We start from the raw sequence: 14,103 nt of genomic DNA on the forward strand, positions 1-14,103 counted from the left end.
TTTCGTGGGTTACGGCGGCTGTGGAGCTACCGTATGTTTACTTCTGAGTTTATTCCTTTGTGTGGACTTTAGGGGCGGAGCGGCGTGCGTTTGTGTGGTATCTCATGAGGGGCGGACGCTTGTTGACAGTCTGTGCCCGCACGGGGTGCAGGCGGGTGGTTAGGCTGGGTACAGAACTATCGTCTGAGAGAAGAGTCTTATGTCTGTGAAACTTACCCGCCGAGCCCTTGTGAGCACCCTCCCTCTGCTGGGCTTGGTGGCCTGTGGCGGTTCTACCGAGACCACCGCCGGCGCTTCTGCCGACGCGAGCGGTGAAGCTGCGGCGGGCGTCCGCACCGATGCTGGCTACCAGCTCAATGCAGTGACGGACGGGGCCCCCACGGTCACCCTCTACACCGATCTGCAGTGCCCCTACTGCGCCAAGGCCGACCCCAAGTACCGTGAAGCCGCTGCCGAACTGGAGGGCACCATGAACGTGACGGTACGCCATTTCCCGCTGCCCATGCACGTCAATGCCGTCCCTGCGGCCCAGGCAGTGCAGGCTGCTGAGGCTCAGGGGGCTTACGTGGCTATGGCTGATCACCTCTACACCCACCAGGCCGACTGGAAGGAAATCACCGACACCGCCCAGTTCGTCACCCTCATGGGTGACTACGCCGAAGAGCTGGGCCTGGACCGCGCCCGTTTCGAGTCTGACCTGGCAAGCGAAGAGGCCTTGGCCCTGATTGAGCAGGAGTACCAGGACGGCGTCGCCGCAGGTGTGAAGGGCACCCCGAGCTTCGTGGTGGAGGGCACCAAACTTGAGAACGTCGACTCCGCAACCAGCACCGCCGACATGGTGGCGGCCTTCAAGCAGGCGGCCGGGCTCTAAGAAGTCGTGTAGGTAGCCGAAACCTTCATGTGCGTGTTCTTTGAACGCGCAGATGAAGGTTTCGATTACATTCGCCGGGGCGGACGCCTGGTCACCGCCCGCTGCGCCCTCTAGAGTTGAAGGTATGAAGATAGCTCTCGCCCAGATGCTCAGTACCAAGGACGTTGCCCGCAATATCGAGACGATCCGTGAATACACGGCGCTCGCAGCAGAGCGCGGGGCCCGCCTGGTTGTCTTCCCCGAGGCAGCCATGCTGAGTTTTGGCGGGCGTCTGTATGATGACGCTGCCCAACACGAGCTAACCTTCCGCACCGCCCTCGCTAACATTGCCCGCGAGAACTACGTGACCGTGGTGGCGGGCGGCTTCGCCCCGGTGCAGCTCTCTGATGAGTGGAACCTGCGGGTTTATAACAACCTCTACTGCTTCGACCAGAACGGGGTAGAGATCGTCTACACCAAGATGCACCTCTACGACGCTTTTGGTTTTAAGGAATCTGAGGGCGTCAAGGCAGGTGAGCAGCTGGTGACCGTCACCGTGGATGGCACCAAAATCGGTCTGGCTACCTGCTACGATGTGCGCTTCCCCAAGCTCTTTACCGACTACTCCCGGGCAGGGGCTAAGGCAACGATTGTTGCGGCCTCCTGGGCTGGGGGTGAGGGTAAGGTGAGTCAGTGGCAGATTCTCACCAGTGCCCGTGCCCTAGATTCCAATATGTTTGTGCTGGCGGTTGACCAGGCGTCCCCCGCCAGCGCTGACCCGCGGGCAGATATCACCCAGCCGACCGGTGTGGGCTATTCCCGGGTGGTTTCTCCCTTCGGCGTGACCCTGGCTGAGGCGGGTGAAGCCCCCGAAATTCTGGTGGTTGACATTGACCTCTCTGAGGTAGATCGTGCCCGCTCCGCCCTGCCCGTACTACGCAACGCCAAGCTGGACTACTAGAGAAAGAGCACCTGACATGGGTTTCTTTGACATCTTCACCGATAAAGCCCCCGCCGAACCGGCCGAGGCCCAGCTCATGGCCACCGCCTACGGGCACGTGCAGGGCGTGGGTTTCCGCTGGTGGGTAGCCGGTATCGCTAAGCCCCTGGGGCTGGTGGGCTACGCCAAAAACATGGACGACGGGTCGGTTGAGATCGTTGCCCAGGGCAGCGCGGACGCCTGTGAGCAGCTCCTTGCCGAACTGACCGGCGGCGATACCGCCGGTAGGGTTGATCATGTTGACTCTGATATCACCCAGCCGGTTGGCTCCTATAAGGGGTTCGGCATCTACTAGGAGGGCGCACCATGGGCCACTCGCACGGCCACTCCCACAGCCATGCCCACGGGCATTCCCACGGCAGCGGGGCTAACGAGCGCCGCCTCATCACCGTGGTGGTTATTGCCTGGTCACTGGTTGCCTTCCAGCTGGTTGGGGCCTGGCTGACCGGTTCCCTGGCCCTGCTCTTTGATACGGTCCACGTCTTCACCGATGCCCTGGGGGTCAGCGTTGCCCTGGCCGCCGCGCGCCTGGCCCGCCTGCCGGCGTCCTCGCGCCACACCTGGGGGTTCCGCCGGGTTGAGGTGCTCTCAGCCATGTTCCAGGCAGCCGTACTCCTGGGCGTAGGGCTCTTTGTACTCTACGAGGCTGTGCAGCGCCTGCTGGAACCGGCCCCCATTCCCGGCCGTGAAGTGCTAATCTTCGGCGTCATCGGGCTGGTAGGCAATATCGTGATGATCGCCGTTCTTCTCGGTGGTGACCGCACCAACTTCAACATGCGCGCAGCCTTCCTCGAAGTGCTCAACGACGCCCTGGGCTCGGTGGCCGTTGTTATCTCGGCCCTGGTGATATGGCGTACCGGCTTCTACCAGGCCGACGCCCTGGTCGCTATGCTCATCGGCCTGCTCATTATTCCGCGCACCGTCAAGCTCTTTCGCGAAACCACCTCGGTCCTGCTGGAATCAACCCCGCGCGGGCTTGATCTCGACGAGGTCCGCCGCCACCTGGAAAGCCAGCCCCACGTGGTTGCCGTACACGACCTACACGCCAGCCAGATTTCCTCCGACCTGCCGGTGCTCACCGCCCACATTGTGCTCGACGACGAGTGCTTCACCTCGGGCCACTCCGTAGAGATTCTCAAGCACCTGCAAAGCTGTGTGGCTGAGCATTTTGAGGTGTCCATCAAGCACTCCACCTTCCAGATGGAGCCGCGCTCCCTGGCTGCCGACGAAGACCTGCGGCACCTGCACTAGACCGGAAAGGGGCTAGGCTAGAGAACATGTCACGCACCATTCAACTTTCTTTTTCTGGCCTGAGCGCATCCGTTGCCCCTGACGGCTTCTCAGCGACCGGCCGGATTCTTGAAATCGGCGGGGCAGAGCAGTCCCACGTGGATCTAGCCCACCCCGACTTCATCTTCTACGAGTACCTACGCCGGATCGGCAACCTAGTTGATCTTCAGGCTGAGCCCGGGGCACCCATCACCGCCGCCCACCTGGGGGCCGGTGCCCTGACCCTGGTGCGCTATATTCAGGCCACCCGGCCCGGCTCAGCCCAGCTGGCTGTTGACATCGAGCGGGAGCTGCCCGGTTTTGTGATGGAGCAGCTACCCCTGCCAGAGGGTACTAACTGCACAATTTTGATTGAGGACGCCGCCGCGGCAGCTCCCCGACTGAGGGATGAGTTGGGTGCCCCGGGCGGTCTTGACCTAGTCGTTCTCGATATCTTCTCGGGCTGGGAGGCTCCACCCCACCTGACTACTGCCGAGTTTTACACCGACCTGCGCCAGGCCCTGGCACCGGCAGCCGGTGACAGTGCGGGCGGCCTGCTGGCCGTTAATGTGGGGGACGACGCCGGGCTCAGCTTCTTCGTGGCCCAGGCCCGAACCCTATTAGAGGTCTTTGAACACGTCTGGTGCCTGGCCGACACCACCATGCTGGGCGGCCGCCATGCGGGCAACCTTATTCTGGTGGGCTCCCATGTGGCCCTCGCCCAGGACGCCGCGACCTACCTGGTGGGCGCCGGGCCGTACCCGGCGTCCGCCCTGGGTACCGATGAACTGGTGGAGCTCCTGGGGAAGCTGGGCTAGGGCGCGTCTACCTGAGCGATCGTGCTGGTGATGGGAGCGGGCTCGCCCGCTGCCCGCTGAGGGCGTGAGGTGATGGTGATGCCCATGGACGCCACCGTCAGCAGCAGAATTGCCGTCCAGCGTAGGGGCCCGGTGCCTTGGGCGAGCAACAGCCAGCCGCCGACAGCCGCGATGCCGGGTTCCAGGCTGAGCAGAATCGAGAAGACATTGTTGGGCAGGCGGCGCAGGGCCGCCAGCTCGAAGGTGTAGGGCACAACGGACGCCAGCAGACCCGTGCCCACCGCCAGGGCAAGGACGCCGGGGTCGGCAAAGGCCTGAGCGGCACCGGCCCCGCCAAAGGGCAGTGTGATAAATGTGGCGATGACCAGGGCGGCGCCCAGGCCGCCAGCCCCGTCGATGAGCCTGCCCACGCGGGAGCTCGCCAGAATATAGCAGGCCCAGAAAAAGCCTGCGACTAGGGCAAAGGCCAGGCCCAGGGTGGAGATATGTTCGGCCCCGAAGACCTTTTCAACTCCGATGAGGGCCATGCCGATGGTGGCTAGCCCGATCCAGAGACCGTCAATGAGGCGGCGGGAGAGCACCGCTGCGAGCACGAGCGGGCCGATGAATTCTACAGACACCGCCAGCCCTAGCGGCAGCAGCTCGATGGCGTGGTAGAAGGCCCCGTTCATGAAGGCAAAAGACGCTCCGAGTAGGGCCACGGCAATCCACTGGGGCAGGTTCCAGGCCCAGAAACGGGGCCGGGTAAGAGCGCAGATGACCAGGGCAGCTACCCCTAGTCGCAGGGTGGTCACGCCCCAGGCGCCCAGCTGGGGGAAGAGCTGCACCGCAAAAGCCGCGCCTATCTGTAGGGAGATACAGGAGCCGATCACGAGAAGTACGCCGGTGGTTTTATCGGAGCCGGTGAAACGGGAACGGACTGCCTGCACGGGTGCCTTCTTTCGCGAGGGGTACTGCAAACAGTGTAGGTGGCTGCCTGCTGTAGGGGTGGCGCTGACCGCCAAATGTTACGGTGCCGCTCGCACATGTGGCGGCCTGTGTCACAGTTACCGCCTAGAGGTGCTGCGTAACCTGTCATGCCCAGGGCATACACGATAGCAAGTACACTGTGTTTAGGGTTGTTTGCCGGTAAACTAAAAGCTATGTTCAACTTCAACGCATCTAGCGCTTTTGACGCTAACGGTCAGCCCAAGCCCGCGGTTACCCGCACCGTAGATACCGTGCTGAAGGTTCAGCGCCCTCTGATTGTTTCCATGCTCAAGAAGATGCGTGAGAAGCACCCCCACGAGACCCCCGACCAGATTGCCAAGCGCCTCGAAAAGGCCTACTTGCGCGATGTGACGGTCGGCGGCGGTGCCGTGGGCGCCACCGCTTTTGTGCCCGGTCTGGGTACTGCGGCGTCCGTCGGCCTCTCTGCCCTGGCGGTGGGCGGCTACCTGGAACGCACCGCTATCTACGCCCAGGCTATGGCTGAACTGCACGGCGTGCACGTTGAGGACCCCGAGAAGTCCCGTCTCATGGTCATGGCTATCATGCTGGGTGAAGACGGCTCTGTGCTCATGAACTCGATTCTGGCCCACACCGGTAAGACCGGTGGTGTTTCCCGTAAGTGGGGCATGATGATGGGCTCCAAGGACTCCGGCAAGGTGTTCAGTATCGAGCGCACCATCCGCAATATGTTTATTAAGCGCTTCTTGACCCGCCAGTCCGGTGCGCTGCTCGGTCGTGCCCTGCCGTTCGGTATCGGTGCTGTGGTGGGTGGCGGTGCCAACCTGGCTCTGGGTAAGAACGTGGTCAAGTCGGTGGAGCAGACCTTCGGTGCCCTGCCCGCTGTCTTCCCCGATGCCCTTAACCTCGACCGGGCCCCCAAGTTTGAGGGTGGCAAGGGCGAGGACGCCGGCACCTCCGAGGGCGCGCAGGGTGAGACCGCGCAGCTTGAGAAGTAAAGAGAGCTGCCATGGGTTTTAATGACAACCTAAATAACAACTACTCCCAGCGAGGTTCATCGGGCGGCAACGGCCGCTCCGGTGGTGGCGGTGGTGGCGGTGGTGCGAACCCGCTCATGATGATGCTCATGAGCAGTGTTGCACGTAAGTTCGGTATTCCCGGCGTGCTTGTTCTTGGCGCTATCTTTCTCTTTGCCTCGGGCGGCCTTGGTGGACTGACTGGCGGTAGTTCTAATTCCATGTACGGTACCGAAGCCCAGCAGGACCAGGTTACCGGCGCCGGGAACTTCGACCACTGCCAGACCTATGAGGACGCCAACCGCTACGATGATTGCCGTATTCTGGCGACCGGCGTGAGCCTGGATATGGTGTGGGAAGAGAAGCTCCCTGCGGAGGCGGGTATCTCCTACACCGCACCCGACCTGGTGCTGGGGGAGGGCCAGCTCTCTACCGGCTGCGGTACCGCCAATATCTCGCAGACCGGCCCCTTCTACTGCCCGGCTGACCAGACCGTGTATATGTCGGTTCCCTTCTTTGACCAGCTCAAGGCTATGGGCGGGTCGAACGGTGATTTTGCGGTCATGTACGTGACCGCTCACGAGTTCGCCCACCACATTCAGCAGACCATGGGCACCCTGAAGTACTCCAACTACCAGGATCCGGGTGCTGACTCGGGTGCTGTCCAGGTTGAGGTTCAGGCCGACTGCTATGCCGGCGTCTGGGCTTCCCAGGCTGATAAGGGTGAAAACGCCCTGCTGGACCCCCTGACCGAGAGCCAGATTCAGCAGGCCATTGATACTGCTCGCGCTATTGGCGATGACGCGATTCAGCGTTCTTCGGGTCAAGAGGTCAACCCCGACCTGTGGACCCACGGCTCATCAGAGCAGCGCGTCAGCTGGTTCACTAAGGGTTACACCGAGGGCACTATGGCAGCCTGCGCCCAGCCCTTCAACTCCTAAACGGAGCGCCTAACCGAGGCGCGCGAACTGCCCCTAGGCGTCCGCACCCGTCTCTTTACAGTAGGGACCAGATTCCTACCGAAGTACCTAACGTCCACACGGTATTCGGTAGGAATCTGGTCCTTATCTTTTAACCCTTGAAACGGGAGCGGGCGCGGACGAAGGCGCGGGCAGCTATGCGGGCACCCTTGGCGGTTGCCCCGTCGGCTGCCGCCAGCTCTGCCTCGGTGCTGGGCCGCACCTGAGTTTCGGTCACCACCGGGGCCGGTTCTTCAATGGCGGACGCGGTCACCGGCTCGGGTGCCTCAAGCTGGGAGGGCTCGATGGGCTCAGGCTCATCCAGAGTAGAAGGCTCCACGGGCTCGGGCGACTCAATGGCACTTACTTCTTCAGCGGAGAGCTCCAGCAGGTCAGCGTCATCATCGGCGGGTACCGAGCCCCCGTTACCCGGCCCCGACCCGTCGACCGGGCCGCCGGCGTCCTGCCCGCTGTTCAAGACCGTGAGGGTGCTGGCAGGTAGCTGGTCGGGAGCTGCCCCCAGGTTCTGGTCTACCTGGGCGATAATCTGCTGGGCAAAATCCCGGCGCATCTTCTGACTAGCGAAAACAGCGCCTCCTGCCTTGACTAGCTGTTCGCCTGCCTTGACCAGCAGCAGGGTCTGGGGGTTGCGCAGGCCGATGGCGGCTACGGCTCCCAGAATGTTCATCTGCTGGGTGGTGCCACCACCGCGGGGGGCCTCCTGCATCTGGGTGAGAATATCGTTGACCTCGGCCCCCAAGATAGCGGTTGCGGCCTCGTCGCTGCTTTCAACCTGTAGGCCGTGTAGCAGGGCCATGCCGTGCAGGTAGGTCTTGACCGCTTGGGCGCTGCCCACGTGGGCGGTGGTGTTAATGCCCTTGTTGGCGGCTCGGCTGTATGTGGCCATGCCCTGCTGCACCGCGCCCAGGTGGGCGGCTGCCTGGGTGAGCCCGGCGACGCGGCGGTTGCGGGTGACGCTGCCGAGGACGTTGGGGGTCAGCTCCTGTGCCCCTGCTTGGGCTGACCCGACTAGGGTGAAGTCGCGTACGAAGATTCCGCCTAGGCGCTCTGCTAGGTCGGCGGGGGTGGCTTCGGGGTAGCGGGTGCGGAGCTTGCGCAGGCGGCGCACGGCTAGCGGGGTTTGCTCGGGCGAGCTGTCTGCGGGGCGGGAGTTCTCGGTCATACCTTCTATCTTAAAAGTGAAAACCTCTCGGGGGAGTAGAAAACCCCGCCAGGTATGACGGGGTTTTCTTATGTGACCTGCGCGAGTCAGTCTTTAGCGGGTGGCGTGCTCTAGCAGAGAGGGAGCCAGGCCGATGTAGGTTGCCGGGGTGAGCTCGGATAGCCGGGCTTCGGCGTCCTTGCTGAGACCGAGCTCGGCGACGAAATCCTTGAGGCGGGCTGCATCAACGCGGTGGCCGCGGGTCAGTTCCTTGAGACGCTCGTAGGGGTCCTCCATGCCGGGGACGCCCGCGATTGCTTCGGCGCGCATGACCATCTGGATGGCCTCGGCCAGAACTTCCCAGTTCTCATCGAGATCTTGGGCGATGACGTCGGTGGCGATGTCCAGGCGCTCCAGGCCCTTGACCACGTTAGAGATCGCCAGCACGGAGTGGCCGAAGGCTACACCGATGTTGCGCTGGGAGGAGGAGTCAGTCAGGTCGCGCTGCCAGCGGGACTGCACCAGGGTTGAGCCCAGGGTGTTCAGCAGGGCGTTGGAGATTTCGAGGTTGGCCTCGGCGTTCTCGAAGCGGATGGGGTTGACCTTGTGGGGCATGGTGGAGGAACCGGTTGCGCCCGCAACGGGAATCTGGCGGAAGAAGCGGATAGAGATGTAGCTCCACACGTCGGTGCAGAGGTTGTGCAGCACCTGGTTGAAGTGGGCTATGGAGGAGTAGAGCTCAGCCTGCCAGTCGTGGTTTTCGATCTGGGTGGTCAGGGGGTTCCAGTCCAGGCCCAGGCCGGTGACGAACTCTTCTGAAATCTTCTGCCAGTCGGCGGTGGGAACAGAGACGACGTGGGCGGAATAGGTGCCGGTGGCGCCGTTGATCTTGCCCAGGAATTCAGCGTTTTCAACGTGCTTGATCTGGCGGTTCAGGCGGTAGGCGAAAACAGCCAGTTCCTTGCCCAGGGTTGAGGGGGTGGCGGGCTGGCCGTGGGTGCGAGAAAGCATGGGCACGTCGCGGGCTTCTTCGGCCAGCTTCATGATCTGCTCAACCAGGCCGCGGGCGGCGGGCAGCCAGACGTTGGTGACGGCGTCCTTGATACCCAGGGCGTAGGAGAGGTTGTTGATGTCTTCACTGGTGCAGCCGAAGTGGACCAGAGGCTTCAGATGGCCCAGACCCAGGGGTTCGAGGCGGCGGGCGATGAAGTATTCGACAGCTTTGACGTCGTGGACGGTGACGGCTTCGATTTCTGCCAGTTCAGCGGCAGATTCTTCGGTGAAGTCGGTGACGATGGCGCGCAGGCCGGCCCGCTGCTCGTCGGTGAGGGGTTCGAGGCCGGGCAGGACCTGGTGATCACAGAGGTAGATGAACCATTCAACCTCAACGTGGATGCGGTCGCGGTTGAGGGCGGCTTCTGAGAGGTAGTCGACTAGGGGTTCGGTGGCGGCCTTGTAGCGTCCGTCGAGGGCGCCGAGGGCAAGGCCTGCGCCGGTGAGGGAGTGACGGCCAGAGGGCAGGGTGGTGCAGTTTTCGCGATGAGACATGACTCTAGTTTCTCACGGCTAGGTGGGGTGGCGCACGTTTTTGTGGGGGTGTGAGATGGGCTTTTACGGGTAAGCGGTGGCTGTCGTCAAGGGGTGTGAACTCGCTGCGTCATCTTGCGTCACGGCTGCACCAATTTTGGGGTGGTGTGCGCGGACGGCCGAGGCGGGGCTTATCCACAGGCGGGCGGACGCTGGCGCCCCGCCGGGTGCTGCTTTTAGGGTGTGGGCTAAGGAATCGCCCGTAAAAGAAGTGAGGAGGAAAAGCGATGCCTTCGGTGTATGAGCTTGTTGCGGCTGCGGGCAGGGTCGGCCTGGGGAGCCAGGGAGCCGCGAGCGCGTCCGCGGGTGCCCTGGGTTTGGCTCAGCGGGTGCGGGAGTGGTCTGCTGCGCTGGCGCAGCAGGTGCTGGGGCAGGCGGACGCCGTCGGGCAGGCCTCTGGGCAGGCTTTAGCTGCGGGGCAGGTGCAGTGGGATTCTGTGGCTGGCCGTGCCTTTCAGGGGGCTTTGGAGGCAGAAGGGGGTGCGGCTAGGGCTCTGCAGGGGGAGTTGGAGGCCGGTGCCCAGGAGGTGCGGTTGGCCGGTGAGGCTGTTGCTGCTGAGCTTGAGCTGGTGGCTTCTGCTATCGGTGCTGCCGGGGCTGCTTTTGATGCCGCCTTAGCGGGTATGGCGGTGCTGGACGATATCGACTTTGACGACTTTATTGTGCACGCCGAGCGGGCTAATCTACCTGCCCTGCACGGGGCTCTCACCTCGGCTATGGGCAACCCTCTGCTTGCCCGTGTGAGTGCTACTTTGGCAGGAGAGGGGTGGTAGGCGTGGTCGCAGCATACGTTTCTGGTGCCCCGGGGGCAGGCCCTTCGGGTGGCCGTATCTCGGTGGAGTTCTCTGAGCTAGAGCCCCTAGCTCACCAGCTTGCTGCCGTGGCTGGGCGGTACGAAGAAGTGAGCCGGGAACTGGGTGGTCTCACTGCGCGTGTGGCTCTTTTGGCATCCCTCGACCTGACGGGGGCAGGTAGCCGCGCCCTGGCGTCCTTGGGTACCAACACCCTAACGCTCACCACCATGGTGGCGGGTATGCGGGGCCTAGCCAGAGGCGTGCAGAGCGCCGCTGAGAACTACCGGCAGGCGGAGGACTTCGCCAATCGGGTTATTAACCAGACGAATCAGGCTCAGACCCTGGGCATGGCGGTGCTGCGTGGCACCCAGTCGGCCTTCGGCTACCGGGTTGACCTGCTTAAGCTGGTTGTTAAGCGGGGAGCGGTGCTGGCGGTGGTCTACGCGAAGGACGCCTTCTTGCTGGCTCGCACTACTCCCGATGGGCGTAAGATCATGCAGGATACGACTAAGGGACTTAATAAGCTGGCGCAGGTAACGGGTACGACCGGGCGCTTGCGGGCTACCCGCGACATGACGGATGTGCTCAGCCCCAGCCTGCGCGTCGATAACCTAGACCCCGGTAAGAGTATCCCCCGGCTTGAACCCAATGGAGCCGGTCGGGAACTACCCCTGAGCGCCCGCGGAATCGCCGAGCACTTCCAGCGCATGGAAGGCATAGAGAGCCGGGGCGATGAGCTCTTTGAAGCCGCCCACTACCAGGGCGCCTGGGACCACGTCATGGTTCAAACCCTCTACAACCCAGAAACCGGTGAAACCCAGTACCTGGTCACCATTCCCGGGACGGACGGTGACGGCGAGCGCGAGGATTTCTTGCAACCCTGGCGCGGGGGCACAAACACCTGGGCCGGCACCGCCGGAAGTGCCACCTCGGGGTATGGCTCCGACCTGACCCCTAACCAGTACACAGCCCTGATGACCCAGGTAGAGCGAGCCCTGGAACAGGCAGGGGCGGCTGAGGGCAGCGGCGTGATTCTGGCCGGGTTCAGCCAGGGCGGGCTAGCTGCCGGTGCGCTCGCGGCCAATACGTCCTTCGGTTCCCGCTACCGGGTCAAGGGGCTCATCACCCAGGGCAGTCCGGTGGACGAGATCAAGGTACCTGCCTCGGTGACCCACGTTGATACCCGGTATAAGGGTGACCCCGTCCCCTACCTTCAGGGTGACCGCCCCGACTACGCGCCCGATGCGTCTACCGTGATGCAGCACAGACCTGCAGACGCCTCGGTTCACGGGGCTGCGGACTACGTGAAGATCGCGGGTGCTAACCCCGGTACGGAGCGGGTGATACCCGAGCTGCAGGGCTTGATGGGCGGCTACAGCGTGGTAAAAACGACGATTACCGCCGGCACGACCCAGAAGCCCGACATCACCCGCACCGAACAGGAACAGATGGCTATAGCGGGAGTCGGTAACGCTGTGCACGCTGGGGCTCAGAAAATAGGGTTGGGCAACCGCTTGATCAATAGCGCCAGCATTAACCCTTCTGACCTCTACCAGGACGCCGACTCAGCCCTGCGCACCTTAGATACCGAGGTGATACAGAAGGGGGATCGCTGGCTCGATACCCAGCTGCGCAAGGTAGAAATTGGCGGTGTGCAGCTCTATAACCCCACCATCACCCTGCCAGCGGTGGGGGAGCAGCCGCCTGCGCCTGTGCTCGATAGCAGTATCCGGGTGTATGAACCCACCGCCCAGCAGCAGGTACGCAACCTGACCAACCTAGCTGGGGTGGGTGACCTCATCAGCGACGAAGCAATCGATGAGGGGGTGAGAGTCTTTTTGCCCGCCAGCTCGACCCCGCCCGAGTGAGGTACCGGGGTGGAGCCAGGCTAGGAGGCGGACGAAGCGGCGGGCTCTTAAGCTGCCGGGTAGAGGGGGTTATGGCCGGACGCTACTCGCTCGGCTTCCCGTACCGGGGCAGGGGCGGTGGCGCCGGCGTCCGTATCGAAGGGGGAGCCGCCTAGCGCCTCACGCCCGTGCGGGGTGAGCCAGCCGGCCAGGTCAGGGCCGGCGGGCACGATGCCGGTGGGATTGATGTCCTCGTGAACAATAAAATAGTGTTCTTTGATTTGCTGGAAGTCCACGGTATCGCCAAACCCGGGGGTCTGGAAGAGGTCGCGGGCGTAGCCCCAGAGGTTAGGCATGGAGGTCAGGGTCTGGCGGTTGCACTTGAAGTGACTGTAGTAGACCGCGTCAAAGCGTACCAGGGTGGTAAAGAGGCGCACATCTGCTTCGGTGATGTGGTCCCCCATGAGGTAGCGGCGGGTGGCCAGGCGCTCTTCAACCCAGTCTAGGGCCGTCCAGAGGCGGTCGTAGGCTGCCTCGTAGGACTCCTGGGAACCGGCAAAACCGCAACGGTACACCCCGTTGTTGATTTCGGTGTAGATACGCTTCATCACCGCGCGCATTTCCTCTTCGAGCTCAGCGGGCCAGAGGTCAGGGGCTCCCTCGCGCTGGTAGGCCTTCCACTCTTTGGAGAAGTCCTCGGTAATCTGCGGGAAGTTATTGGTGATAACGCCACCTGATTCGATATCGACGATGGCGGGCACGGTAATGCCACGGGGGTAGTCGGGGAAGCGGGCAAAGTAGGCCTGCTGCAGACGTTCAATACCCAGTACCGGGTCCTTGCCGTCCTCATCGAGGTCAAAGGTCCAGGAGCGCGCGTCGTGGGTGGGGCCGGGTAGGCCAACGGAGAGAGCGTCTTCGAGACCTAACAGACGACGGACGATCAGGGTGCGGTTAGCCCAGGGGCAGGCGCGGGCGGCTACCAGGCGGTAGGCACCGGGCTTGACTGGCCAGAGTTGGTGGTTGGGGTCAAGCTGGGCAGTAGCGGCGGGGTCTGCGACAATGCGGTCTTCAATGTAGGTGGTATCGCGGTTGTATTCTTCCCCGGCGTGCACGTAGGAGCCGCGGGTTGAATGCTCTGTCTGTTCGGTAGCGCTCATATAAGAACTTTCCCACACAATACTTTCAAAGTAAAGCATCGTGTGGGGCGTCCTGAAGGCTTTACCTAAGAGGGCAGCGTCAGCCCGCGGTACATACGAGCTGTTCGCGCGGGAGCCCAGGCGCCACCGCAGTCAATGGGGAGCCCCTCGCCCTCAAAGCCTCGACGGCCATAAAACTCCCGAGCCCGCTCATTGCCCACGATGTACCAGAGGTAGGCAGGTTCATCAGGGTAGAGAACAGTGTCAAAAAGAGCCGCCCCTAAGCCCGTGCCGTGAGTCGAGGCAAGAGTATAAAGATGGGTGAGCTCCCGCGTCCCCTCCTCAACCGGGGGTAGGCCAATCTCTAGCTCCCAGGCCAGGGGGCCGGGGCGGGACAGCGCAAAACCGACCGGGGCGTCCCAATCAATCTCGCCTCCCACCGCACAGCTCAGACCACCAGCGGGCGTCCATGCCGGATTCTCGTAGGCAAAAAAGGCGCGGGCACCAGGCGCTGCGATATTCTCAGCAAACTCTTCCAGCCAGCCATCCCGGTTAGCCGCCTGCCGGGCCCCAAAACCGGGGTCTACCAGCCCGTTATAGGTCTCCGCCAGGCACCGCAGCTGCAGGTCAACATACTTCTCGGCGTCCTCAGCGCCCACCGGCGCCACCACATACCTGCCATCAGCTACAAAACCCACGCGCGTCCGTCCTTTCACC

General features: G+C 63.0%; 14 protein-coding genes. 9 read left to right on the forward strand and 5 right to left on the reverse strand.

The window, feature by feature from the left end:
- Positions 1 to 199: 199 nt before the first annotated feature.
- The 5 genes from L6762_RS08095 to L6762_RS08115 all read left to right on the forward strand — a co-directional run bounded on the left by L6762_RS08095 (position 200) and on the right by L6762_RS08115 (position 3,937).
- Complete coding sequence (locus L6762_RS08095) at positions 200 to 871, forward strand: DsbA family protein (RefSeq protein ID WP_237186758.1); 672 nt, start codon at positions 200 to 202, stop codon at positions 869 to 871.
- Between the two features lie 124 nt (positions 872 to 995).
- Positions 996 to 1,811, forward strand: coding sequence for a carbon-nitrogen hydrolase family protein (locus L6762_RS08100; protein ID WP_237186759.1), 816 nt, complete (start codon positions 996 to 998; stop codon positions 1,809 to 1,811).
- A gap of 16 nt (positions 1,812 to 1,827) precedes the next feature.
- Positions 1,828 to 2,145, forward strand: coding sequence for an acylphosphatase (locus L6762_RS08105; RefSeq protein WP_237186760.1), 318 nt, complete (start codon positions 1,828 to 1,830; stop codon positions 2,143 to 2,145).
- Between the two features lie 11 nt (positions 2,146 to 2,156).
- On the forward strand, positions 2,157 to 3,101 hold the full coding sequence (locus L6762_RS08110) for a cation diffusion facilitator family transporter (protein WP_237186761.1): 945 nt from the start codon (positions 2,157 to 2,159) through the stop codon (positions 3,099 to 3,101).
- A 26-nt stretch (positions 3,102 to 3,127) separates the two neighbouring features.
- On the forward strand, positions 3,128 to 3,937 hold the full coding sequence (locus tag L6762_RS08115) for a spermidine synthase (protein WP_237186762.1): 810 nt from the start codon (positions 3,128 to 3,130) through the stop codon (positions 3,935 to 3,937).
- On the opposite strand, the gene L6762_RS08120 is transcribed toward L6762_RS08115, so the two are convergent.
- The gene (locus L6762_RS08120) at positions 3,934 to 4,866 is read right to left on the reverse strand and encodes an EamA family transporter (protein WP_237186763.1); all 933 of its coding nucleotides are present in this window, start codon (positions 4,864 to 4,866) and stop codon (positions 3,934 to 3,936) included. The genes L6762_RS08115 and L6762_RS08120 overlap by 4 nt on opposite strands.
- 213 nt (positions 4,867 to 5,079) lie before the next feature.
- Between L6762_RS08120 and L6762_RS08125 the strand changes: the two genes are divergently transcribed.
- Entirely contained in the window at positions 5,080 to 5,883 is an 804-nt protein-coding gene (locus L6762_RS08125) for a di- and tripeptidase (RefSeq protein WP_237186764.1), read from the forward strand.
- Positions 5,884 to 5,894: 11 nt separating this feature from the next.
- Positions 5,895 to 6,842 (forward strand): KPN_02809 family neutral zinc metallopeptidase, encoded by a 948-nt coding sequence (ypfJ, locus tag L6762_RS08130; protein ID WP_237186765.1) that lies wholly within the window; start codon positions 5,895 to 5,897, stop codon positions 6,840 to 6,842.
- A 130-nt stretch (positions 6,843 to 6,972) separates the two neighbouring features.
- Here ypfJ and L6762_RS08135 read toward each other — a convergent pair whose 3' ends face one another.
- Positions 6,973 to 8,043, reverse strand: a complete 1,071-nt coding sequence (locus L6762_RS08135; protein WP_237186766.1) for a hypothetical protein — start codon at positions 8,041 to 8,043, stop codon at positions 6,973 to 6,975.
- A gap of 93 nt (positions 8,044 to 8,136) precedes the next feature.
- Complete coding sequence (gene purB, locus L6762_RS08140; protein WP_237186767.1) at positions 8,137 to 9,570, reverse strand: adenylosuccinate lyase; 1,434 nt, start codon at positions 9,568 to 9,570, stop codon at positions 8,137 to 8,139.
- A 266-nt stretch (positions 9,571 to 9,836) separates the two neighbouring features.
- Between purB and L6762_RS08145 the strand changes: the two genes are divergently transcribed.
- The gene (locus L6762_RS08145; protein ID WP_237186768.1) at positions 9,837 to 10,382 is read left to right on the forward strand and encodes a hypothetical protein; all 546 of its coding nucleotides are present in this window, start codon (positions 9,837 to 9,839) and stop codon (positions 10,380 to 10,382) included.
- A gap of 2 nt (positions 10,383 to 10,384) precedes the next feature.
- The gene (locus tag L6762_RS08150; protein WP_237186769.1) at positions 10,385 to 12,271 is read left to right on the forward strand and encodes a hypothetical protein; all 1,887 of its coding nucleotides are present in this window, start codon (positions 10,385 to 10,387) and stop codon (positions 12,269 to 12,271) included.
- 47 nt (positions 12,272 to 12,318) lie between these two features.
- Here L6762_RS08150 and L6762_RS08155 read toward each other — a convergent pair whose 3' ends face one another.
- Together L6762_RS08155 and L6762_RS08160 are read right to left on the reverse strand one after the other, a co-directional pair.
- On the reverse strand, positions 12,319 to 13,407 hold the full coding sequence (locus L6762_RS08155) for a glutathione S-transferase family protein (protein WP_237186770.1): 1,089 nt from the start codon (positions 13,405 to 13,407) through the stop codon (positions 12,319 to 12,321).
- Between the two features lie 65 nt (positions 13,408 to 13,472).
- Positions 13,473 to 14,084 carry a GNAT family N-acetyltransferase gene (locus L6762_RS08160; RefSeq protein ID WP_237186771.1) on the reverse strand — a complete coding sequence of 204 codons (612 nt, stop codon included), beginning with the start codon at positions 14,082 to 14,084 and terminating at the stop codon, positions 13,473 to 13,475.
- Positions 14,085 to 14,103 lie beyond the last annotated feature (19 nt).

Source organism: Rothia nasimurium, assembly GCF_928381705.1.
Lineage (GTDB): Bacteria > Actinomycetota > Actinomycetes > Actinomycetales > Micrococcaceae > Rothia > Rothia nasimurium_G.